This is a genomic window from Aeromonas sp. 3P (genome assembly GCF_051919745.1).
GTDB classification, from domain to species: Bacteria; Pseudomonadota; Gammaproteobacteria; order Enterobacterales; family Aeromonadaceae; genus Aeromonas; species Aeromonas veronii.
Map to the genome: position 1 here is coordinate 2487501 of NZ_JBQBED010000001.1, position 23172 is coordinate 2510672.

General features: G+C 55.7%; 20 protein-coding genes, 3 tRNA genes and 1 pseudogene (1 of these 24 cut by a window edge). 1 reads left to right on the plus strand and 23 read right to left on the minus strand.

Going from position 1 to position 23172, the window contains the following annotated elements:
* From tuf (ACTG19_RS11365) to ACTG19_RS11465, 21 genes and pseudogenes are all read right to left on the minus strand, one after another.
* Positions 1–274, minus strand: the 5' end (the start) of a protein-coding gene (gene tuf, locus ACTG19_RS11365) for an elongation factor Tu (RefSeq protein ID WP_005339879.1). The gene continues 911 nt to the left of window position 1, outside the view; the window shows 274 of its 1185 coding nt (coding positions 1–274); it begins with the start codon at positions 272–274; the stop codon falls past the left edge of the window.
* A gap of 54 nt (positions 275–328) precedes the next feature.
* Entirely contained in the window at positions 329–2434 is a 2106-nt protein-coding gene (gene fusA / locus ACTG19_RS11370; protein ID WP_021229318.1) for an elongation factor G, read from the minus strand.
* A gap of 75 nt (positions 2435–2509) precedes the next feature.
* Complete coding sequence (gene rpsG, locus ACTG19_RS11375) at positions 2510–2980, minus strand: 30S ribosomal protein S7 (protein WP_005339911.1); 471 nt, start codon at positions 2978–2980, stop codon at positions 2510–2512.
* Positions 2981–3073: 93 nt separating this feature from the next.
* On the minus strand, positions 3074–3448 hold the full coding sequence (rpsL, locus tag ACTG19_RS11380) for a 30S ribosomal protein S12 (RefSeq protein ID WP_005306278.1): 375 nt from the start codon (positions 3446–3448) through the stop codon (positions 3074–3076).
* A gap of 182 nt (positions 3449–3630) precedes the next feature.
* Positions 3631–3909: a sulfurtransferase complex subunit TusB gene (gene tusB, locus ACTG19_RS11385; RefSeq protein WP_047439476.1), complete on the minus strand. Its 279-nt coding sequence runs from the start codon at positions 3907–3909 to the stop codon at positions 3631–3633.
* 7 nt (positions 3910–3916) lie between these two features.
* Positions 3917–4276 carry a sulfurtransferase complex subunit TusC gene (tusC, locus tag ACTG19_RS11390; RefSeq protein WP_005341830.1) on the minus strand — a complete coding sequence of 120 codons (360 nt, stop codon included), beginning with the start codon at positions 4274–4276 and terminating at the stop codon, positions 3917–3919.
* Positions 4277–4284: 8 nt separating this feature from the next.
* Positions 4285–4677: a sulfurtransferase complex subunit TusD gene (gene tusD, locus ACTG19_RS11395; protein ID WP_110304103.1), complete on the minus strand. Its 393-nt coding sequence runs from the start codon at positions 4675–4677 to the stop codon at positions 4285–4287.
* A gap of 84 nt (positions 4678–4761) precedes the next feature.
* Complete coding sequence (locus tag ACTG19_RS11400; protein WP_005339904.1) at positions 4762–5142, minus strand: RidA family protein; 381 nt, start codon at positions 5140–5142, stop codon at positions 4762–4764.
* A 24-nt stretch (positions 5143–5166) separates the two neighbouring features.
* Entirely contained in the window at positions 5167–5883 is a 717-nt protein-coding gene (locus tag ACTG19_RS11405) for a helix-turn-helix transcriptional regulator (protein ID WP_005339902.1), read from the minus strand.
* 194 nt (positions 5884–6077) lie between these two features.
* Positions 6078–10382 carry a DNA-directed RNA polymerase subunit beta' gene (rpoC, locus tag ACTG19_RS11410; protein ID WP_005339899.1) on the minus strand — a complete coding sequence of 1435 codons (4305 nt, stop codon included), beginning with the start codon at positions 10380–10382 and terminating at the stop codon, positions 6078–6080.
* Positions 10383–10473: 91 nt separating this feature from the next.
* Positions 10474–14501 (minus strand): annotated as a pseudogene (gene rpoB, locus ACTG19_RS11415) (DNA-directed RNA polymerase subunit beta).
* Between the two features lie 224 nt (positions 14502–14725).
* A complete protein-coding gene (rplL, locus tag ACTG19_RS11420) occupies positions 14726–15091 on the minus strand; it encodes a 50S ribosomal protein L7/L12 (RefSeq protein WP_005306304.1) in 366 nt (121 codons plus the stop codon).
* 49 nt (positions 15092–15140) lie between these two features.
* Positions 15141–15641 carry a 50S ribosomal protein L10 gene (gene rplJ, locus ACTG19_RS11425; RefSeq protein WP_005339895.1) on the minus strand — a complete coding sequence of 167 codons (501 nt, stop codon included), beginning with the start codon at positions 15639–15641 and terminating at the stop codon, positions 15141–15143.
* A 256-nt stretch (positions 15642–15897) separates the two neighbouring features.
* A complete protein-coding gene (gene rplA, locus ACTG19_RS11430) occupies positions 15898–16599 on the minus strand; it encodes a 50S ribosomal protein L1 (RefSeq protein ID WP_005339888.1) in 702 nt (233 codons plus the stop codon).
* Between the two features lie 4 nt (positions 16600–16603).
* Entirely contained in the window at positions 16604–17032 is a 429-nt protein-coding gene (gene rplK, locus ACTG19_RS11435) for a 50S ribosomal protein L11 (protein WP_005339887.1), read from the minus strand.
* Positions 17033–17166: 134 nt separating this feature from the next.
* Positions 17167–17709, minus strand: coding sequence for a transcription termination/antitermination protein NusG (gene nusG, locus ACTG19_RS11440; protein ID WP_058056198.1), 543 nt, complete (start codon positions 17707–17709; stop codon positions 17167–17169).
* Between the two features lie 9 nt (positions 17710–17718).
* The gene (gene secE / locus ACTG19_RS11445) at positions 17719–18090 is read right to left on the minus strand and encodes a preprotein translocase subunit SecE (protein WP_005306322.1); all 372 of its coding nucleotides are present in this window, start codon (positions 18088–18090) and stop codon (positions 17719–17721) included.
* A 60-nt stretch (positions 18091–18150) separates the two neighbouring features.
* Positions 18151–18227 (minus strand) — tRNA-Trp (locus ACTG19_RS11450).
* 53 nt (positions 18228–18280) lie between these two features.
* Positions 18281–19465 (minus strand): elongation factor Tu, encoded by a 1185-nt coding sequence (gene tuf / locus ACTG19_RS11455; RefSeq protein WP_005339879.1) that lies wholly within the window; start codon positions 19463–19465, stop codon positions 18281–18283.
* A gap of 168 nt (positions 19466–19633) precedes the next feature.
* Positions 19634–19708, minus strand: a tRNA-Gly gene (locus tag ACTG19_RS11460).
* Between the two features lie 38 nt (positions 19709–19746).
* Positions 19747–19831: transfer RNA gene (locus ACTG19_RS11465), tRNA-Tyr, on the minus strand.
* A 263-nt stretch (positions 19832–20094) separates the two neighbouring features.
* On the opposite strand from ACTG19_RS11465, the gene coaA reads away from it, so the two are divergent.
* Positions 20095–21033, plus strand: a complete 939-nt coding sequence (gene coaA, locus ACTG19_RS11470; RefSeq protein WP_005339877.1) for a type I pantothenate kinase — start codon at positions 20095–20097, stop codon at positions 21031–21033.
* An 80-nt stretch (positions 21034–21113) separates the two neighbouring features.
* Here coaA and birA read toward each other — a convergent pair whose 3' ends face one another.
* Complete coding sequence (gene birA / locus ACTG19_RS11475) at positions 21114–22079, minus strand: bifunctional biotin--[acetyl-CoA-carboxylase] ligase/biotin operon repressor BirA (protein WP_439989090.1); 966 nt, start codon at positions 22077–22079, stop codon at positions 21114–21116.
* The gene (murB, locus tag ACTG19_RS11480; protein WP_320545520.1) at positions 22076–23113 is read right to left on the minus strand and encodes a UDP-N-acetylmuramate dehydrogenase; all 1038 of its coding nucleotides are present in this window, start codon (positions 23111–23113) and stop codon (positions 22076–22078) included. Before murB ends, birA begins: the two co-directional genes overlap by 4 nt.
* Between the last annotated feature and the right edge of the window lie 59 nt (positions 23114–23172).

The following is a 23172-nucleotide window of genomic DNA, read 5'->3' on the forward strand; positions in this document are numbered from 1 at the left end:
TGTTTTTAACGTAGTCGGCGTGACCCGGGCAATCTACGTGGGCGTAGTGACGGGTAGCGGTGTCGTATTCTACGTGGGAGGTGTTGATGGTGATACCACGCTCACGCTCTTCCGGTGCCTTGTCGATCTGGTCGAAGGCGAAAGCTTTACCACCGAAGTGCTTGGCCAGCACGTTGGTGATAGCTGCAGTCAGGGTGGTTTTACCGTGGTCAACGTGGCCGATGGTGCCGACGTTTACGTGCGGTTTATTACGCTCAAATTTTTCTTTAGACACGACGTAGTCCTTCTAGGTTAAACCCGCCTACCGTCGTAGGCGGGGAATCTTAAATTACTTGGATTTGCGCTCTTCGATCACGGCTTGTGCAACGTTGGTCGGTGCATCGTGATACTTGGCGAATTCCATGGCGTAGGAAGCACGACCCTGGGTAGCGGAACGCAGTGCAGTTGCATAACCGAACATTTCGGCCAGCGGCACCAGAGCACGTACGATCTTGCCGGACGGGCCATCTTCCATACCTTCGATCAGGCCACGACGACGGTTCAGGTCACCGATAACGTCGCCCATGTAATCTTCCGGAGTTTCAACTTCTACTTTCATGATCGGTTCGAGCAGAACCGGGTTGGCTTTCATGAAGCCAGCCTTAAAGGCCATGGAAGCAGCGATTTTGAACGCCAGTTCGGAAGAGTCGACATCGTGGTAAGAACCGAAGTGCAGACGCACACCCAGATCCATAACCGGGTAACCAGCCAGCGGACCAGATTTGAGCTGCTCACGGATACCTTTATCAACACCCGGGATGAATTCACCAGGAATGACACCACCTTTGATGTCGTTGACGAATTCGTAGGCTTTGCCTTCTTCCAGCGGGTACATGTCGATAACAACATGACCGTACTGACCGCGACCACCAGACTGCTTGGCATGCTTGCCTTCGATGTCTTTAACGGTGGTACGGATGGTTTCACGGTAGGCAACCTGCGGCTTACCTACGTTGGCTTCAACCTTGAACTCGCGACGCATACGGTCAACGATGATGTCCAGGTGCAGCTCACCCATACCAGCGATGATGGTTTGACCTGACTCTTCGTCAGTCCATACGCGGAAGGACGGATCTTCCTGAGCCAGACGGCCCAGTGCCAGACCCATCTTCTCTTGGTCAGCCTTGGTTTTCGGCTCAACCGCGATAGAAATTACCGGCTCCGGGAATTCCATACGCTCGAGGATGATCGGTGCGTTCGGGTCACACAGGGTGTCACCAGTGGTCACGTCTTTCAGACCGATGGCAGCAGCGATGTCACCAGCGCGTACTTCTTTGATCTCTTCACGCTTGTTGGCATGCATCTGAACGATACGGCCAAAACGCTCGCGCTTGTCCTTGACGGAGTTCAGCACGGTGTCACCGGAGTTGATCACGCCAGAGTAGACACGGAAGAAGGTCAGGTTACCAACGAACGGGTCGGTAGCGATCTTGAACGCCAGAGCAGAGAACGGCTCGTCATCAGAAGCGTGACGCTCGTCTTTGGTCTCGCCGTCCATTTTCAGGCCGTCGATAGCAGCAACGTCGGTCGGAGCCGGCAGGTACTCGATCACGGCATCCAGCATTGCCTGTACGCCCTTGTTCTTGAACGCGGAGCCACAGGTTACCAGGATGATTTCGTTGTTCAGCACGCGCTGACGCAGAGCACCTTTGATCTCTTCCTCGGTCAGCTCTTCGCCGCCCAGGTATTTTTCCATCAGGTCTTCAGACGCTTCAGCAGCGGCTTCAACCAGATTCATGCGCATTTCTTGCGCCTGTTCCAGCAACTCGGCCGGGACGTCTTCGTAATCGAAGGATACGCCCTGATCAGCTTCATTCCAGTTGATGGCTTTCATCTTGACCAGGTCAACAACGCCCTTGAAGTTCTCTTCAGAGCCGATGTTCAGCTGAAGGGGAACCGGAGTACCTTTCAGACGGGTCTTGATGTGCTCAACGCAGCGCAGGAAGTTGGCGCCGGTACGGTCCATCTTGTTGACGAACGCGATACGGGGAACCTTGTACTTGTTAGCCTGACGCCATACGGTTTCAGACTGTGGCTGTACGCCACCTACGGCACAGTACACCATCACGGCACCGTCCAGAACACGCATTGAACGCTCTACTTCGATAGTAAAGTCAACGTGGCCCGGGGTATCGATGATGTTGATACGGTGCGGTTGGAACTGTTTACCCATACCGGACCAGAAAGCGGTGGTCGCGGCGGAGGTGATGGTGATACCACGCTCTTGTTCCTGTTCCATCCAGTCCATGGTGGCAGCGCCATCGTGAACTTCACCGATCTTGTGACTTACACCGGTGTAAAACAGTACGCGCTCGGTAGTAGTAGTCTTACCGGCGTCAATGTGAGCGGAGATACCGATATTACGATAACGCTCAATGGGGGTTGTACGAGCCATTGTCATCCTCTTACTAAGGCGCTTGTCCCTAGATAATTAAAGGTGCGCAGAGTCAAAAGACCCTGCGCAAGCGGATTACCAGCGGAAGTGAGCGAAGGCTTTGTTCGCTTCAGCCATACGGTGAACGTCTTCACGTTTCTTGACAGACGAACCCTTATTGTCAGCGGCATCCAGCAGCTCGCCAGCCAGACGCTGAGCCATTGATTTTTCACCACGTTTACGAGCGGCATCAACCAACCAGCGCATTGCCAGGGCATTGCGACGTACCGGACGAACTTCTACCGGCACCTGATAGGTTGCACCACCGACGCGACGAGATTTAACCTCGACCGCCGGACGAATGTTATCCAGAGCTTCTTCGAATACGGCCAGGTGCTCTTTGCCAGATTTGGTGGCAATGATGTCCAGGGCGCCATAAACAATGGCTTCTGCAACAGATTTCTTACCGTCAACCATTACTACGTTGACAAATTTAGCCAGCAGCTCTGATCCGAACTTGGGATCTGGCAGGATTTTACGCTGACCAACAACACGACGTCTTGGCATTTCAAATTCTCCGTAACTTCAGGGATTACCCAAAACTAGAAAGCTATCTAACTAGAAACGAATTAACGTTTGGCCTTACTTAACGGAGAACCATTAAGCTTTAGGACGCTTCACGCCATACTTGGAGCGAGCCTGCTTACGGTCTTTAACACCGGCACAGTCCAACGCACCACGAACGGTGTGATAACGAACACCTGGCAAGTCTTTTACACGACCGCCACGGATCAGAACAACAGAGTGCTCTTGCAGGTTGTGACCTTCACCGCCGATGTAGGAGGTGACTTCGAAGCCGTTGGTCAGACGTACACGGCACACTTTACGCAGTGCAGAGTTAGGCTTCTTCGGGGTGGTGGTATATACACGAGTGCATACGCCACGCTTCTGAGGGCACGCTTCCAGCGCCGGCACGTTGCTTTTCACAACGAGCTTGATGCGTGGCTTGCGAACCAACTGGTTAATAGTTGCCATCAAAAGGCTCCTGATAATGACTTCATAAACGTGTGGAAAATCCTCCCCGCAGATACGGGGACGCGAAATTTTATGCCCTGTTGTCTGGGGAGTCAAGATTTATACAATTTGCGTCACAAAAGGGCAATTCGGATCCGTTTGATTTCACGACATCACCTTGAATTTTCTTGGAAATGTGCTTCTCAGCCACCCCAGGTGCGCGGGGAACCTTTTTGCGCAATCAGTGCCACCAGACCCGCCATATCGAGCACATTGCCCACCCGATGCAGCAAACCGCGAGCTTGCAGATCTTCCTGCATCACATAAAGCGGGATACCCGCCAGCCGCGCGCTCCACTGGGGAGCCGATGCCGCAATCACGGCATCCTGCATCAGTACCAGCTCATCCTCGGGCTGAAGGTATGAGAGCGCCTCTGCCAGAGCCTGACTCTGAAAGGGAGAGTTCAATATCAGATGCAACATGGAGACCTCAAAAGCTGATGTGAGTCGAACATTGTGCCCAGCGCCGAGCCAGTTCCTGGCGCGGCAGACTCTCGACGGGGATCAGCAGATCATCCACTGTCACGCCACGCTCTGCCAGCGAGTCAGCACAAACATAGACCTCTTCGATGTCGTAGAGTTCCAGCATTTTGAAGGTGGGCGCGTAGTGGCGCTGCAAAATGGCAGCAGGCTGCTGCTCCTTGAGCAGTTGCAGCACACCGTCCCCAATCAGGAAGAGCGCCAGCTCATCGGTCATGGCCGAGGTGGCCAGCAGGGCATCCAGTCCTTCCCGGCCGGCGGCATGGCCATGGGGGCCACGACTGCAGATAAAGGCGATTTTCTTGCTCATGACTCCCCCTAGAACTGAACCAGCCGATCGGCGGTGAGCGCAGCCTCGGCCAACTGGCCCAGACCGCTCAGGCAAAATGGCGCTTGCAGATTGAAGTGCTCCTGCCCTGCCCCCTTGGCTTCCTGTTCATCGAGCACACCGCGTCGCATGGCGGCAGCGACGCAGACGTCGATACGGATCCCCTGCTCTTCTGCCAGCTCTCGCCACAGACGCACCAGGTCGGTCTCATCGGATGCAGGCAGATGCAGACCGTTGCCGTTGCAGACCCCGTCCTGATAGAAGAACAGGTGGGACAAGGTATGCCCCTGCGCCAACAGGGTGCGGGCAAAACGATAGGCAGTGCTAGCCGACTGGGTGCCATAGGCAGGCCCCGTGACCAGGATGGCAAAACTCAGACTCATAGCAGGACTCCTGTGCTGACCCGGTCCATTTTACGCCAAAAACAAAAAAGCCCCTGCCAGGAGGGGCTTGATTCGATCTGTTGATCAGAGATGGGCAATCGCCTCAACTTCGACCAGCACATCTTTCGGCAGACGGGCCACCTCTACGCAGGAGCGGGCTGGCGCAGCATCACCAAAGTAGCGGGCATAGACCTGATTGAAGGCAACGAAGTTGTTCATGTCGCTCAGGAAGCAGGTGGTTTTGACCACTTTGCTGGCATCGGCACCGGCAGCGTGCAACACGGCGACCAAATTCTTCATCACCCGCTCGGCCTGCTCTTCGATGCCGCCGGCCACGATCTCCATGGTGGCAGGATCGAGCGGGATCTGCCCGGAGGTGAAGATCATCTCGCCAACCTTGGTAGCCTGAACATACGGACCAATCGCGGCAGGCGCCTTGTCGGTTGCAATCACTTCTTTAGCCATTCATCTATCCCCTTCTGGAATGAGTTACTCGTTCTCGTCTTCACCCTGCTTGCGCTGTCGGATGTAAAGATAAACGGTATGTTTTGAAATATTGAGTTTGTCCGCCACCAGATTGATCGAATCCTTGATGTCGAAAATGCCCTTCTCGAACAGCTGGGTCACGATGAAGCGATTCTTGGCATTGTTAGCCACGGTGGGATCGCGGTTGATCTCGTCGATGGTGTTATCCACCGTCTGGGCAACCAACTCTTCCACGCTATTGGCGAAGGTCTCTGGTGACTGACGCGCCGCCTGCTGGGGCGTCGGGAAAAATTCGGCCACGAACTCGTGGAAAGGCGCATTGATGTGCAGGTTGATGCAGATAAGCCCCACTACTTGCCGCTCGCTGTTGCGAATGGCGATGGTGCTCGACTTCATCAGCGCGCCGGTACGGCTGCGAGCGAAATAGCTCTGGGTGTAATCCTGGCCGGTGCTCTCGATGTCCTTGAGCATGCGCAGGGCGAGATCGGTGATGGGCGCCCCGAGGGTGCGTCCAGTATTGAAGCCGTTGGCGATCTTGATCACCGACTCGTGCAGATTTTCCAGGGAGTGGAGAACCACTTCACAATGCTTGCCGAACAGCTCGGCCAAGCCATCGATGAGCCCATCGTATGAGCGCAACAATTCCCTGTCTTCATCTGTAAAAGTGCGGCTGATCAGCTGTTCTTCGGGAAGCATGGCTTCCTCGATACCGACAGTCATGTTCTACCCCTGTAATAACCATTCAACTTTCCCGAGTTTTAAATTGCAGGGGAGTAAAGTCAACTTTTTTTGATTTTTTACTCTACAACTTTGCTCTGGATCATCCTGAAACCCGCGCTGCGTCTACCTTTGCCGAGGAATTGGCCAACAAAAAGGGCTCCTTGAAGGAGCCCTTTTTAATCACGGATGACGAGTTACTCTTCGTCGAAGCTACCGGCTGCGTTCAGCAGATCCGCCAGGTTCTGCTCCGCTTCATCAGCGGTCACCTGCGGGGTACCAACAGCACGAGCTGCGGCAGCACGCTGGTTGATCCGGCTGTGGTGGTAGGCAAAGCCGGTACCAGCCGGGATCAGACGACCCACGATGACGTTCTCTTTCAGACCACGCAGTTCATCACGCTTGCCACCTACGGCGGCTTCGGTCAGAACGCGAGTGGTTTCCTGGAAGGAAGCCGCGGAGATGAAGGACTCGGTGCTCAGAGATGCCTTGGTAATACCCATCAGTACATGACGGTAGGTCGCAGGGGTCTTGCCCTCGGCAACCAGCTTACGGTTGGCAATCTTCACACGAGCCACTTCAACCTGTTCGCCTTCGATCAGATCGGTATCGCCCGCGCTCAGGATCTCGCACTTGCGCAGCATCTGACGAACGATGACTTCGATGTGCTTGTCGTTGATCTTAACGCCTTGCAGACGGTAAACGTCCTGCACTTCGTTGGCGATGTAGTTGGCGACCGGGCTGATACCGCGCAGACGCAGGATGTCGTGAGCAGACTCAGGACCGTCCGCCAGCACTTCACCCTTCTCAACTTTTTCACCTTCGAACACGTTCAGGTTACGCCACTTCGGAATCATCTCTTCGTAGACGTTGCCACCATCGGTCGGGGTGATGACCAGACGGCGTTTGCCCTTGGTCTCTTTCCCGAAGGAGATGGTACCGGAGATCTCGGCCAGAATTGCCGGTTCCTTCGGTTGACGTGCTTCGAACAGATCCGCAACGCGCGGCAGACCACCGGTGATGTCCTTGGTACCGCCGGACTCTTGCGGGATACGCGCTACCGCGTCACCCACGCCCACGTTGGCACCATCTTCCAGGTTCACGATCGCCTTGCCCGGCAGGAAGTACTGGGCGGCTACATCGGTACCCGGGATCATCACGTCTTTGCCGTTCAGGTCGACCAGTTTAACGGTCGGACGCATCTCTTTACCGGCGCTCGGACGCTCGTTGACGTCCAGAACAACGATAGAAGAGAGACCGGTCAGCTCGTCGGTCTGACGAGTGATGGTCACGCCATCGATCATGTGTTCGAACTGCAGACGACCTGCCACTTCGGTGATGATCGGGTGGGTGTGCGGATCCCAGTTGGCAACGGTCTCGCCAGCGCTCACGGCCTGGCCGTCCTTCACTTCCAGCACGGAACCGTAAGGCAGCTTGTGGCTTTCCTTGGTACGGCCCATGTCGTCCATGATGGTCAGTTCGGTAGAACGTGAGGTGATAACCAGTTTGTCATCGCTGTTGTGAACGAACTTGGCGTTCTGCAGCTTGATGGTACCTGTGTTCTTGACCTGGATGCTGCTTTCAGCAGCGGCACGAGATGCAGCACCACCGATGTGGAAAGTACGCATCGTCAGCTGGGTACCCGGTTCACCGATGGACTGGGCGGCGATAACACCGACAGCCTCACCCTTGTTAACCAGGTGACCACGGGCCAGATCACGGCCGTAGCAGTGAGCACAGTTACCGAAGTCAGTTTCACAGGTGATGGCAGAACGCACCTTCACACGGTCAACGGAGTTGCGTTCCAGCAGGTCACACAGCTGCTCGTCGAGCAGGGTGTTGCGAGCAACCAGGATCTCGTCCTCGGTACCCGGCTTGATGACATCTTCTGCCACCACACGACCCAGCACGCGCTCACGCAGCGGCTCGACCACGTCGCCACCCTCGATCAGCGGAGTCATCCACAGACCGTCGGTAGTGCCGCAATCGTCCTCGGTGATCACCATGTCTTGCGCCACGTCTACCAGACGACGAGTCAGATAACCGGAGTTCGCAGTCTTCAGTGCGGTATCCGCCAGACCCTTACGAGCACCGTGGGTAGAGATAAAGTACTGCAGTACGTTCAGACCTTCGCGGAAGTTCGCGATGATCGGGGTCTCGATGATGGAGCCATCCGGCTTGGCCATCAGGCCACGCATACCGGCCAGCTGACGGATCTGGGCGGCGGAACCACGCGCACCAGAGTCGGCCATCATAAAGATGCTGTTGAACGAGGCCTGCTCTTCTTCTTCACCCAGCGAGTTGACGTTACGCTCTTTGGACAAGTTCTCCATCATGGCCTTGGAGACGCGCTCGTTGGCGCTGGCCCAGATATCGATAACCTTGTTGTAACGCTCGCCCGCAGTTACCAGACCTGACAGGAACTGGTCCTGGATCTCGGCAACTTCGGCTTCGGCTGCCGCGATGATGTCTTTCTTGGCATCCGGGATGACCATGTCATCGATACCAACGGAAGCACCGGACAGGGCCGCGTAGTGGAAACCGGTATACATCAGCTGGTCAGCGAAGATAACGGTGTCCTTCAGGCCCTGCTTGCGATAGCAGGTGTTCAGCAGACGGGAGATGAGCTTTTTGCCCAGCGCCTTGTTGGATACGCACTTGATCCAGTTCTGCGGATTGGCATCCAGATCAGCCTGTTCTGCAGCAGTCAGCACCTTCGGCTCGTCGATCAGGGCGTATTCCATACCTTTCGGCAGGATCAGGCTCAGGATCGCACGACCAACGGTGGTGTTCTTCATCTCGGTGTGTTCACGCAGAGAACCGTCTTCCTGACGCAGGTATTCGGTAATGCGTACTTTCACACGAGCATGCAGATCGGCCAGACCGGCGCGATATACTTTCTCGGCTTCTTTCGGGCCGGCCAGCACCATACCTTCGCCTTTGGCGTTGATACGGGCACGAGTCATGTAGTACAGACCCAAGACCACGTCCTGAGAAGGAACGATGATCGGCTCACCGGAGGCAGGCGACAGGATGTTGTTGGTAGACATCATCAGCGCACGCGCTTCCAGCTGGGCTTCCAGGGTCAGCGGTACGTGGACCGCCATCTGGTCACCATCGAAGTCCGCGTTATACGCAGCACAAACCAGCGGGTGCAGCTGGATTGCCTTGCCTTCGACCAGAGTCGGTTCGAATGCCTGGATACCCAGACGGTGCAGAGTCGGTGCACGGTTCAGCAGAACCGGGTGTTCGCGGATCACTTCGTCCAGGATGTCCCAAACGACAGCTTCCTCACGCTCCACCATCTTCTTGGCGGCCTTGATAGTGGTCGCCAGACCGCGGGTTTCCAGCTTGCCATAGATGAACGGCTTGAACAGTTCCAGCGCCATCTTCTTCGGCAGACCGCACTGATGCAGACGCAGAGTCGGGCCTACGGTGATAACGGAACGACCGGAGTAGTCGACACGCTTACCGAGCAGGTTCTGACGGAAACGACCCTGCTTACCCTTGATCATGTCGGCCAGGGATTTCAGCGGGCGCTTGTTGGAACCAGTGATGGCGCGACCGCGACGGCCGTTATCCAGCAGCGCATCGACGGACTCTTGCAGCATACGCTTTTCGTTGCGCACGATGATGTCCGGAGCAGCCAGATCCAGCAGACGCTTCAAGCGGTTGTTACGGTTGATCACGCGACGGTACAGATCGTTCAGATCGGAAGTCGCGAAACGGCCGCCGTCCAGCGGTACCAGCGGACGCAGGTCCGGCGGCAGCACAGGCAGCACTGTCATGATCATCCACTCCGGCTTGTTGCCGGACTGCAGGAAAGCTTCCATCAGCTTCAGACGCTTGGTGGTCTTCTTGCGCTTGGTCTCGGAGTTGGTTTGATCCAGCTCCTCACGCATGGTTTTGACTTCACCTTCCAGATCGATAGCGCGCAGCAATGCCAGGATTGCTTCGGCACCCATCTTGGCGTCAAATTCGTCGCCCCACTCTTCCAGCGCATCCAGGTACTGCTCTTCAGAGAGCATCTGGCTGCGTTCGAGGTTGGTCATGCCCGGCTCGATTACGACGAAAGATTCGAAGTAGAGCACACGCTCGATGTCGCGCAGGGTCATGTCCAGCAGCAGACCGATACGGGACGGCAGGGACTTCAGGAACCAGATGTGGGCAGTCGGGCTGGCCAGCTCGATGTGGCCCATACGCTCACGACGGACCTTGGTCTGGGTCACTTCAACGCCGCACTTCTCACAGATCACACCACGGTGTTTCAGGCGCTTGTACTTGCCGCACAGACACTCGTAGTCCTTCACCGGTCCGAAGATACGGGCGCAGAACAGACCATCACGCTCCGGCTTGAAAGTCCGGTAGTTGATGGTCTCAGGCTTTTTGACCTCACCGAATGACCAGGAGCGGATCATGTCAGGAGAGGCCAGACCGATCTTGATACTGTCAAACTCTTCGGTCTTGGTCTGAGCCTTCAAAAACTTGAGTAAGTCTTTCACGTGTTTCCCCTGTCAGGAGTCTAACCTCGGCGCCCCGGCTGCCAAAACAGCGGGGCGCCCACGTCAATTCTCGAACAATAAGAGCGAGCTCTTACTCTTCGTCCAGCTCGATGTTGATACCCAGAGAGCGGATTTCCTTCAGCAATACGTTGAAGGATTCGGGCATGCCCGGCTCCATACGGTGGTCGCCATCCACGATGTTCTTATACATCTTGGTACGGCCATTCACATCGTCAGACTTGACGTCAGCATTTCCTGCAGGGTATATGCCGCACCGTAAGCCTCCAGGGCCCACACTTCCATCTCACCGAAACGCTGACCACCGAACTGAGCCTTACCACCCAGCGGCTGCTGGGTAACCAGGCTGTAAGAACCGGTAGAACGCGCGTGCATCTTGTCGTCGACCAAGTGGTTCAGCTTGAGCATGTACATGTAACCAACGGTTACTTTACGCTCGAAGCGGTTACCGGTACGGCCATCGAACAGATCAATCTGACCGGATTCCGGCAGATCGGCCAGCTTCAGCAGGGCTTTGATTTCGCGCTCTTTGGCACCATCAAACACTGGAGTAGCGACCGGCAGACCCTTACGCAGGTTACCCACCAGGGTACGTACGTCGTCGTCAGACAGTTCGGCGATGTTCACTTGCTGGGTGTCCTTCTCGCCCAGGTCATAGACCTGCTGCAGGAAGTTGCGCATCTCGTGCAGCTCGCGCTGCTCTTTGACCATGCGATCGATCTTCTCGCCGATACCCTTGGCCGCAAGGCCCAGGTGCACTTCGAGGATCTGACCGATGTTCATACGGGATGGTACGCCCAACGGGTTCAGTACGATGTCGACAGGACGGCCGAACTCGTCATGAGGCATATCCTCGACCGGACAGATCTTGGAGATAACACCCTTGTTACCGTGACGGCCCGCCATCTTGTCACCCGGCTGGATGCGACGCTTGACTGCCAGATAAACCTTGACGATTTTCAGTACGCCCGGCGCCAGATCATCACCCTGGATAATCTTGCGACGCTTGTTCTCGAATTTCTTGTCGAACTCGGCTTTCAGCTCAACGTGCTGTTCAGCGATCTGTTCCAGTTCGGTCTGCTTGCCTTCGTCTTCGATGGCCAGTTCAAACCACTTGGAGCGATCGAGCTTGTTCAGACGATCTTCGCTGTAACCGGCGGCCAGCAGCAGGTTGCGGGAGCGGCCGAAAATGCCGTCTTCCAGGATCTTGAACTCTTCGGTCAAGTCCTTCTTCGCTTCCTTCAGCTGCATCTCTTCGATTTCTTTGGCGCGCTTGTCTTTTTCCACGCCATCGCGGGTAAAGACTTGCACGTCAACCACGGTACCGTACACACCGTTCGGTACACGCAGGGAGGAGTCCTTCACATCGGACGCCTTCTCACCGAAGATGGCGCGCAGCAGCTTCTCTTCCGGCGTCAGCTGGGTTTCACCTTTCGGGGTTACCTTACCGACCAGAATGTCGCCGCCCTTCACTTCAGCACCCACGTAGACGATACCGGACTCGTCCAGCTTGGACAGAGCGGCTTCACCCACGTTCGGGATGTCAGCAGTGATCTCTTCCGGACCCAGCTTGGTGTCACGGGAGATACAGGCCAGTTCCTGGATATGGATGGTGGTCAGGCGATCTTCCTGAACAACACGCTCGTTCACCAGGATCGAGTCTTCGAAGTTGTAACCGTTCCACGGCATGAACGCGACGCGCATGTTCTGACCCAGCGCCAGTTCACCCAGATCGGTGGACGGGCCGTCAGCCAGTACGTCGCCAGCCATGACCGGCTCACCCAACATCACGCAAGGACGCTGGTTGATACAAGTGTTCTGGTTGGAACGGGTGTATTTGGTCAGGTTGTAGATGTCGATACCGGCTTCGCCTGGCATCAGCTCATCTTCATTGACCTTCAGGACGATACGGGAGGCATCGACATAGTCGATTACGCCGCCACGCTTGGCCACTACGGTTACACCGGAGTCAACGGCCACAGCGCGTTCCATACCGGTACCTACCAGCGGCTTGTCAGCACGCAGAGTCGGTACAGCCTGACGTTGCATGTTTGAACCCATCAATGCGCGGTTCGCGTCATCGTGTTCCAGGAACGGGATCAGAGCGGCTGCCACAGATACGATCTGCTGCGGGCTCACGTCCATATACTGGATCTGGTCGGCGTTCATAAAGGTGGATTCACCTTTGTGACGGCACGGGATCAATTCATCTTTCAGACGGCCATCTTCGGTGGTCGCGGCGTTAGCCTGTGCGATCACGTACTTGCCTTCTTCAATAGCAGACAGGTAGTCCACTTCGTCGGTGATCACACCGTCAATGACCTTACGGTACGGGGTCTCGAGGAAACCGTACTCGTTGGTACGAGAGTACACGGACAGAGAGTTGATCAGACCGATGTTCGGACCTTCAGGAGTCTCGATAGGGCACAGACGGCCGTAGTGAGTCGGGTGTACGTCTCGGACTTCAAAGCCGGCACGCTCACGAGTCAAACCGCCCGGGCCCAGCGCGGAGATACGACGCTTGTGGGTCACTTCGGAGAGCGGGTTGTTCTGGTCCATAAACTGGGACAGCTGGCTGGAACCAAAGAACTCTTTGACTGCGGCGGAGATCGGCTTGGCGTTGATCAGATCCTGCGGCATCAGGGTGTCCAGGTCGCCCAGGGAGAGACGCTCCTTGACCGCACGCTCGACACGCACCAGACCGACGCGGAACTGGTTTTCAGCCATTTCACCGACAGAACGGATACGACGGTTACCCAGGTGGTCGATATCGTCCACTTCGTCGTTACCGTTACGGATGTCGATCAGGCGCTTCATCACATCGACGATGTCGTCTTTGGTCAGTACACCCGCGCCAGTCTCGTCTTCACGACCCAGACGGCGGTTGAACTTCATCCGACCTACGGTAGACAGGTCGTAACGCTCGGCGGAGAAGAACAGGTTTTCGAACAGCTGTTCTGCAGCTTCGCGAGTAGGCGGCTCGCCCGGACGCATCATGCGATAGATCTCGACCAGCGCTTCCAAACGGTTGGAGCTGGAGTCGACACGCAGGGTCTCGGACATGTAAGCACCGTGATCCAGTTCGTTGGTGAACAGAACCTCGAAATGCTTGAAGCCGGCTTGGGACAGGTTGGCGATCGCTTCCAGGCTCAGCGCCTGGTTGGCGGTCACGACCATCTCGCCAGTTTGTGGATGTGCGTAGTCCTTGGCAGCAACTTTGCCAACAACATACTCAACCGGTACCTCAATCTGGGTAACGGCGTCTTTTTCCAACTGACGGATGTGACGCGCAGTCACACGACGACCGGTCTCAACCACCACGGCGCCATTGGCCACGATGTCAAAGGTCGCTGTTTCACCACGCAGACGCTCCGGCACCAGATCCATCATCAACTTGCCATCTTTCACTTCAAAACCGATGGTCTCGAAGAAGGTGGCCAGGATTTGTTCGGAAGTGAAGTCCAGGGCGCGCAGAATAATGGATGCTGGCAGTTTGCGACGACGGTCGATACGGACAAACAGGTTGTCTTTCGCATCGAACTCGAAGTCCAGCCAGGAGCCACGGTAGGGGATAACGCGAGCGTTATACAGTACCTTACCGGATGAATGAGTTTTGCCTTTATCGTGGTCGAAGAAGACGCCCGGGCTGCGGTGCAGCTGGGAGACGATAACCCGCTCGGTACCATTGATAACAAAGGTGCCGTTCTCGGTCATGAGCGGAATTTCGCCCATGTATACTTCTTGTTCCTTGATGTCTTTGACGGTGCCGGCAGCTGCTTCACGGTCGTACAGAACCATACGAAGCTTGACACGCAGCGGCGCGGAGTAGGTCACTCCACGGATCTGGCATTCTTTTACGTCAAATACCGGCTCACCCAGGCGATAGCTGACATACTGAAGCTCAGCACTACCGGAGTAACTGGTGATCGGGAAAACGCTACGGAAAGCGGCCTCTAGGCCATATTCACCTTCCGGGTCAGCCTCGATGAACTGCTTGAAGGAGTCCAGCTGAATGGACAACAGATAAGGCGTGTCCAGTACCTGGTCTCGCTTACCGAAGTCCTTACGAATGCGTTTTTTTTCGGTATAAGAGTAAACCATAGGGTTCCTCAGCTCGCTGATAAGTGACCCACTCTGTCCCGCGGGACAGCTCTGTCTCAACACCGTTTTGTGTTGGCCCGGACGAAAGAAGACAGTCCGGATTGCTGGTGCACCGAGAGTCGTAAACGGTGTGAAATGCTCTCAGTCTACAGCGCAAAAAGGCTGGTGAACAAAAATTCACCAGCCCTAGCCTGTTTTATCAGGCTAATCTACATAAATGCAGATTATTTGATCTCAACAGAAGCACCGGCAGCTTCCAGCTCTTTCTTCAGAGCTTCAGCTTCGTCCTTGGACACGCCTTCCTTCAGGTTAGCCGGAGCAGCTTCTACCAGATCTTTGGCTTCTTTCAGGCCCAGACCGGTAGCGCCACGAACGGCTTTGATAACGGCAACTTTGTTGGCGCCAGCAGCAGTCAGAACTACGTCGAACTCGGTCTTCTCTTCTACTGCTTCAGCAGCAGCCGGGCCAGCCATTACGGCAGCAGCGGCAGAAACACCGAACTTCTCTTCCATAGCTTCGATCAGCTCAACAACTTCCATTACGGACATGGAAGCAACGGCTTCGATGATTTGGTCTTTAGTGATAGACATGACAAAAATTCCTGATGTTGAATAAACTCAAACACTAAATAGGCGAGAATCAAGCAGCAGCTTGTTTCTGGTCGCGAACAGCAGCGATAGTACGAACCAGCTTGCCAGCAGAGGCTTCTTTCATAGTCGCCATCAACTTCGCAATTGCTTCTTCGTAAGTCGGCAGCGTGGCCAGACGATCAATTTGTGCTGCGGCGATAAACTCACCGTTAAAAGCGCCAGCCTTGATTTCGAACTTTTGGTTCGCTTTGGCAAACTCTTTGAACAGACGAGCAGCAGCGCCCGGGTGTTCGTTAGAGAAAGCAATCAAGGTAGGACCGGTAAATGCGTCGTTCAGGCACTCGTATTCGGTACCTTCTACCGCGCGACGCAGCAGGGTGTTACGCACAACGCGCATGTACACACCGGCTTCACGAGCGGTTTTACGCAGGACGGTCATCTTGTCTACAGTTACACCGCGAGAATCGGCAACAACTGCAGAAAGAGCGCCTTTGGCAGCTTCGTTGACTTCAGCAACAATTGCCTTTTTGTCTTCGAGTCCCAATGCCATTGGCTTAACTCCTGGATTGAATCCGGGTCTATTGACCCAGTACTGACACATCCCCCCTACCTTTACAACAGAGGGGAACGATGCGGTAGCAGGATTCCAGAAGAGAAAGAATCTTTCTCGCTGGGTTTCCGGCACCGTCTACGCAGGAAACATTAAGGCTTTGCAGCCTCCTGCGGTCTTGGACGGAGGTCGAAACCCCCAACCAATCAAGGCGCAAAATTATAGATTAAATTTTGCGCCTTGTAAAACCCATCAATTAGGCCTGAGCTTCCAGAGAAGCTTGGTCTACGGCAACACCGGCACCCATGGTGGTGGAGATGCTGACTTTCTTGATGAATTGACCTTTGGCGGAAGAGGGCTTGCCTTTTTTCAGGGCAACCAGCAGAGCTTCCAAGTTTTCTTTCAGCTGAACTTCGTTGAAAGAAACCTTACCCAGAGTGGTATGGATGATACCATTCTTGTCGTTACGGTAACGAACCTGACCAGCCTTGGCGTTCTTGACAGCTTCGGCAACGTTAGGAGTTACAGTACCAACTTTCGGGTTCGGCATCAGGCCGCGCGGGCCCAGGATTTGACCCAGTTGACCAACAACGCGCATGGCATCCGGGGATGCGATAACTACGTCGAAGTTCATCTCGCCTTTCTTAACCAGATCGGCCAAGTCATCCATACCTACCAGGTCAGCACCGGCAGCTTTAGCTGCTTCGGCGTTGGCACCTTGGGTAAATACGGCAACGCGTACATCACGACCGGTACCGTGCGGCAGTACAGTAGCACCACGTACGTTCTGGTCAGATTTACGAGCGTCGATACCCAGGTTGACAGCAACGTCAACGCTTTCAACGAACTTGGCGGTAGCCAGTTCTTTCAGCAGGGCAATGGCTTCGTTGATGGAGTACTCTTTGGTACCGTCAACTTTTTCGCGAATAACGCGCATACGCTTGGAAAGTTTAGCCATTGTCTTAATCCTCCACTACCAGACCCATGGAACGAGCGGAGCCTGCGATGCAACGTACTTTTGCATCCAGATCGGCACCAGTCATATCCGGCTCTTTGGTCTTGGCGATTTCTTGCAGCTGGGCAACGGTCACCTTACCAACCTTGTCTTTGTTCGGCTTGGAAGAACCAGACTTGATGCCAGCAGCTTTCTTCAGCAGGAAGGAAGCAGGCGGAGTCTTGGTTTCGAAGGTGAAGGAACGGTCGCTGTAAACGGTGATCACGACCGGAGTCGGTGAACCTTTTTCCAGCTTCTCTGTACGAGCGTTGAACGCCTTACAGAATTCCATGATGTTAACACCGTGTTGACCCAGTGCAGGACCAACGGGAGGAGACGGGTTGGCTGCACCAGCAGCAACCTGCAGCTTGATATAAGCTGTGACTTTCTTAGCCATTAGGAAAATACCTCAAAAATGGGTTCTAGCGCCTCGGAGACTTGCTCCTGCAAACGGCTCCCCAACTAATAAAGGGGCAGCGAATTATAGAGATATTCGCTGCCCCTGACAACCGTTAAACGTACAGAATTCAATCAGCCTTTTTCGACCTGACCAAAATCCAGTTCAACAGGAGTAGAACGACCGAAGATCAGTACAGAGACCTTCACGCGGCTCTTCTCATAATCTACCTCTTCAACGGTACCGTTGAAGTCGGCAAACGGACCATCAGCAACTCGCACCATTTCACCCGGTTCAAACAGGGTTTTCGGACGCGGCTTGTCGTGGGCATCCTGCAGACGGTTCAGGATGGCATCGGCCTCTTTGTCGGAGATCGGTGCCGGACGGTCGGAAGTACCGCCGATGAAGCCCATTACACGCGGTACGTTACGCACCAGGTGCCATGTGGTTTCATCCATGATCATCTGGACCAGGACATAACCCGGGAAAAACTTGCGCTCACTCTTGCGCTTCTGGCCAGCACGCATCTCGACCACTTCTTCGGTCGGGACCAGTACTTCACCGAACATGTCTTCCATGCCATGCATCTTGATATGTTCGCGCAGGGACTTGGCTACACGGCCTTCATAGCCGGAAAAAGCCTGCACGACATACCATCTCATACGTTGTTCAGTCATGGCTTATCCTTACACACCGGTAATCAGGTTGACCAACCAGACCAAGGCACCGTCCAGAACGAACAGCAGCAGCCCCATCACGGCGGTCACCGCCAGCACAATCAGGGTTGTCTGAATGGCTTCCTGACGGGTCGGCCATACGACCTTGCGGACTTCCAGGCGAGACTCACGGGCGAATGCCAGTGTTGCCTTTCCCTTGGTGGTTTGCAGGGCTACTGCACCAGCAGCAGCAATGACAACGACCACACCCAGGGCGCGGACGGCAGCGACAACATCGTTGAGCAGGTAATTACCCACTACAGCGGCCGCCAGGATAATGAAAACCAGGCCCCAAAGCAGGGTATCCTTGCTTCCGCCCTGGCTCTCAGAACTAACACTCATACAACCCACCTGTATCTGACGTAACCAAAGACACAAAAGCCCCGTACGAGACGAGGTATATGGCAGGGGCGGCAGGACTCGAACCCGCAACCATCGGTTTTGGAGACCGCTGTTCTACCAATTCGAACTACGCCCCTACACAAGAAAGCCCCTATTATAGGGGCTTTGCTTTATTTATGTAAGCCAAAGATTAAGCGATTACGCTGGCTACAACACCGGCACCTACGGTACGGCCACCTTCACGGATAGCGAAACGCAGGCCGTCGTCCATCGCGATCGGAGCAATCAGGGTAACAACCATTTTGATGTTGTCGCCCGGCATTACCATCTCTACGCCTTCCGGCAGTTCGATGGTACCGGTCACGTCGGTAGTACGGAAGTAGAACTGCGGACGGTAGCCTTTGAAGAATGGGGTATGACGACCACCTTCTTCTTTGGACAGTACGTACACTTCAGATTCGAACTTGGTGTGCGGCTTGATAGAACCCGGCTTGGCCAGTACCTGACCACGCTCTACGTCTTCACGCTTAACACCACGCAGCAGCGCGCCGATGTTCTCACCTGCACGACCTTCGTCCAGCAGCTTGCGGAACATTTCAACACCGGTACAGGTGGTAGAAACGGTATCTTTGATACCAACGATTTCTACAGTCTCACCTACTTTAACGATACCGCGCTCTACACGACCGGTAACTACGGTACCACGGCCAGCGATAGAGAATACGTCTTCGATAGGCATCAGGAACGGCTGGTCAATCGCGCGCTCCGGCTCCGGGATGTAAGTATCCAGGTGGCCAGCCAGCTCGATGATCTTCTCTTCCCACTGAGCGTCGCCTTCCAGCGCTTTCAGTGCGGAACCACGAACTACCGGCAGGTCATCACCCGGGAAGTCGTACTCGGTCAGCAGTTCACGAACTTCCATCTCAACCAGTTCGAGCAGCTCTTCGTCATCAACCATGTCACACTTGTTCATGAACACGATCATGTACGGGATACCAACCTGACGACCCAGCAGGATGTGCTCACGAGTCTGCGGCATCGGGCCGTCAGTCGCTGCTACTACCAGGATCGCGCCGTCCATCTGGGCAGCACCGGTGATCATGTTTTTAACGTAGTCGGCGTGACCCGGGCAATCTACGTGGGCGTAGTGACGGGTAGCGGTGTCGTATTCTACGTGGGAGGTGTTGATGGTGATACCACGCTCACGCTCTTCCGGTGCCTTGTCGATCTGGTCGAAGGCGAAAGCTTTACCACCGAAGTGCTTGGCCAGCACGTTGGTGATAGCTGCAGTCAGGGTGGTTTTACCGTGGTCAACGTGGCCGATGGTACCCACGTTAACGTGCGGTTTATTACGCTCAAATTTTTCTTTAGACATGATCGTCCCTCTAAACTAACGCTGAGTACGCGGTGGCAAGCTAACCACAGAACAGTTTATATGATGGATTTGAATCTGGTGGGAAAGAGAGAGGTACTGATGGCTGGTTCGCTTGCCGAACTCACCCTAGGGTGCGGCTCTGCTAACGCCTGAGCCATATCAGCATCTTGGAGCGGGCAGCGGGAATCGAACCCGCATCATCAGCTTGGAAGGCTGAGGTAATAGCCATTATACGATGCCCGCATTTCTCTAACCCAAAGAACTCAAACCGCAGAGAAATATGGTGGAGGGAGAAGGATTCGAACCTTCGAAGGCAGAGCCGTCAGATTTACAGTCTGATCCCTTTGGCCGCTCGGGAACCCCTCCAGACGCCAGATTGTCACAACGGTAATTCTGCTTGCACCCGTTGTGTTTATCGCTTTTGCACGGCAAATAGACGATAGACAGTCAAGCGTCGCGCATTTTATTGTAAGGTTTTGGGGGATGCAACCATTGAACCCGGCAAAATATGCTTTATTGCTGGGAAGTTTGCAAAAAAGCGGGGGCAAACAAGCCAATCCTGCTGCGTCCCTTGTCGCTCCCCCACCCTTGGTGTATGGTCGCCGTGCCCAAGAAACAGTGATGACACCATGACGACAGAGCATAACCCCTATCTGCAATTCACCCGCGAACAATGGGCGTTATTGCGCGATTCGGTCCCCCTGACCCTGACCGAACACGATCTGCAGACCCTGCGCGGGATCAACGAGAAGGTGTCATTGCGGGAAGTGGAAGAGATCTATCTGCCTCTCTCCCGCCTGCTCAATCTCTATGTCAAAGCCAAACAGCGTCGCAGCCGGGTGCTGGAGCAGTTCCTCGGCCAGTCCCGCGGCAAGGGCACCTACATCATCAGCATTGCCGGCAGCGTGGCGGGGGGCAAAAGCACCACGGCCCGTATTCTGCAGGCCCTGTTGGAGCGCTGGCCGGAACATCCACGGGTGGAGCTGGTCACCACCGACGGCTTCCTCTATCCCAACAAGGTACTGGAAGAGCGCGGCCTGATGCGCCGCAAGGGGTTCCCGGAATCCTACGACATCCGCCATCTGGTGGAGTTTGTCGCCAACATCCGCGCTGGTCACGAGAAGGTCGAAGCGCCGGTTTACTCCCACCTTATCTACGACATCATTCCCGATGAGAAGAAGGTGGTGGAGCAGCCGGACATCCTGATCCTGGAAGGGCTCAATGTGCTGCAAAGCGGCATGGATTACCCTCAGGAGCCCCATCGGGTCTTCGTGTCGGACTTCGTCGACTTCTCCATCTATGTGGATGCCGATGCCGAACTGCTGCGTACCTGGTATATCGAACGCTTCCTGAAATTCCGCAGCGGCGCCTTCTCGGATCCCGACTCCTACTTCCATAACTACGCCAAGCTGGCGGAGAGTGAGGCGACCCAGATCGCGAGCAACATCTGGCAAGATATCAACTATCTGAATTTGCAAGAAAATATCCTACCAACGCGTGAGCGAGCCAACCTGATCATGACCAAGGGCCATGAGCACGCCATCGAGCAGATCAAACTGCGCAAATGATGACAGCCATTGCCGGATAACGAAGAGGGGGCCCGCAGGCCCCCTCTTCTGTTTGGCATCATGAGTGGCCTTGCAGGCCCTCAGTCGCCCCCACGCAGGGAGAGCTCGCCCCCTAGATAGAATTTGATCCCTTCACCTGTCTCCAGTCGCAGGGCGCCGCGATCGTCGATGCCACGAGCGATGCCGCGGATCTCCTGATCCCCCATCAGCAGGCGCACCGGGCGACCGGCAAAGTGATCGAGCCGGTTCCACTCATCGACAAAGCTTGCCAGCCCCTGCTGCTCAAAGGTGTGCAGCGCCCGCTGCAAATGGACGATCATCCGGGCTGCCAACTGATTGCGATCGACCAGCTCGGGATTGATGTGGCGCAGCTCGGCCCAGGCCTGATCGATCTTCTCACCTTCGCGGGCAGGCATCGCCAGATTGAGACCGATGCCGATCACCAGATGACAGCTGGCCCCGGCGCTACCGCTCATCTCTACCAGAATGCCCGCCAGCTTGCGGCCCTGATAGTAGAGGTCGTTCGGCCACTTGAGCTCGACCCCCTGATAACCAAGGGACTCCAGCGCTTCAACCACTGCCACGCCGACCGCCAGACTGAGCCCCATGGCCGCCGCCATGCCTTGTTCTAGTCGCCAGTACATGCTGAGGATCAGCTGGCAACCGAACGGCGAAATCCAGGGTTTGCCACGACGACCGCGCCCAGCTGTCTGACACTCGGCCAGACAACTCTCGCCGGAGCGCAGCTCATTGACCCGATCCAGCAGGTGTTGGTTGGTCGAGCCGATGACAGGAAAACAGTGCACCGGCGCCATCGGGGCCAGTACCTGCAAGGTAGCCTGATCATAGAGCGCCATCGGTACCGCCAACCGGTAGCCTTTGCCGGTCAGGCTAAAGAGATCCAGCCCCAGCTCCTTGAGCGCCGCCATGTGTTTGCTTACCGCAGCCCGGCTGATGCCGAGCTGCTCACCCAGCTGTTCGCCGGAGTGAAACTGGCCGTCGCTAAGCAGAGTGATCAGGGTCTGTCTGATGGGAGTAAGGGTCATGAGAGCACCTCGTCGAGCCAGGTTTCACCGTGCGCACCCATAAAACGCACCTCGTGCTCCAGCACCACGCCAAACGTCTGCTCCACGCTGTCACGGACATGAGCCGCCAGCGCGATCAGCTCCATGGCACTGGCGCCCCCCAGATTGACCAGCACCAGCGCCTGCTCCTGATGAACAGCAGCACGGCCAATGGCGAAACCTTTCAGACCGCACTGATCGATGAGCCAGCCCGCCGCCAGCTTGGCCTGCCCTTCTCCAGCCGGATAGCAGGGCATCTGCGGGTAGCGCGACTTGAGCGACTCCGCCAGCGCGGCAGGCACCACCGGATTTTTGAAGAAGCTGCCGGCATTGCCGAGTACGGCGGGATCCGGCAGCTTGGCCATGCGGGTGGCACAGACGGTATCGAAGATGGCCTGCGCCGAAGGCGCGTCACCGAGGGCTGCCAGCGGGCCATAGCCCAGCACCGGTTGCCACGCCTTGGGCAGTTTGAGTCCGACGGCGGTGATCAGGTGAGAATCCTGATACTCGTGTTTGAAGATGCTGTCGCGATAACCGAAGCGGCACTCTGCCGCCACGATCCGTTCAATCTCGCCACTCTGCCAGTTGAACGCCTCGACATAGGCGCAGAAGTCGGCCAGCTCAACGCCATACGCACCGATGTTCTGCACCGGCGCCGCACCGACCGTGCCGGGAATAAGCGCCAGATTCTCCAGCCCGAACCAGCCCTGTTGCAAGGTATGGCGCACCAGCTGATGCCAATCTTCACCGGCCGCCACATGGAGCAACCAGTGATCGCCACCATCTTCAGCGGTAATCCCCTTGAGCCGGTTGAGCACCACCAGACCGAGAAAATCGGTGGTGAAGAGCATGTTGCTGCCGCCGCCCAGATTGAGGCGCGGCAGCTGGTTGAGCTGCGGATCGGCACGCAGGGTCGCCAGATCGGCAACCTGCTCCACCTCGGCCAGCCAGAGGCAATACGCATCGAGGGCAAGGGTGTTGAGCTTCAACAAGGAGGCGTTGGCATTCAGTTTCATCGGTCTATCCCGGCTTGGTGCAAGGGCGCAGTCTACCTCAAGTTGCACCATGACGAAAA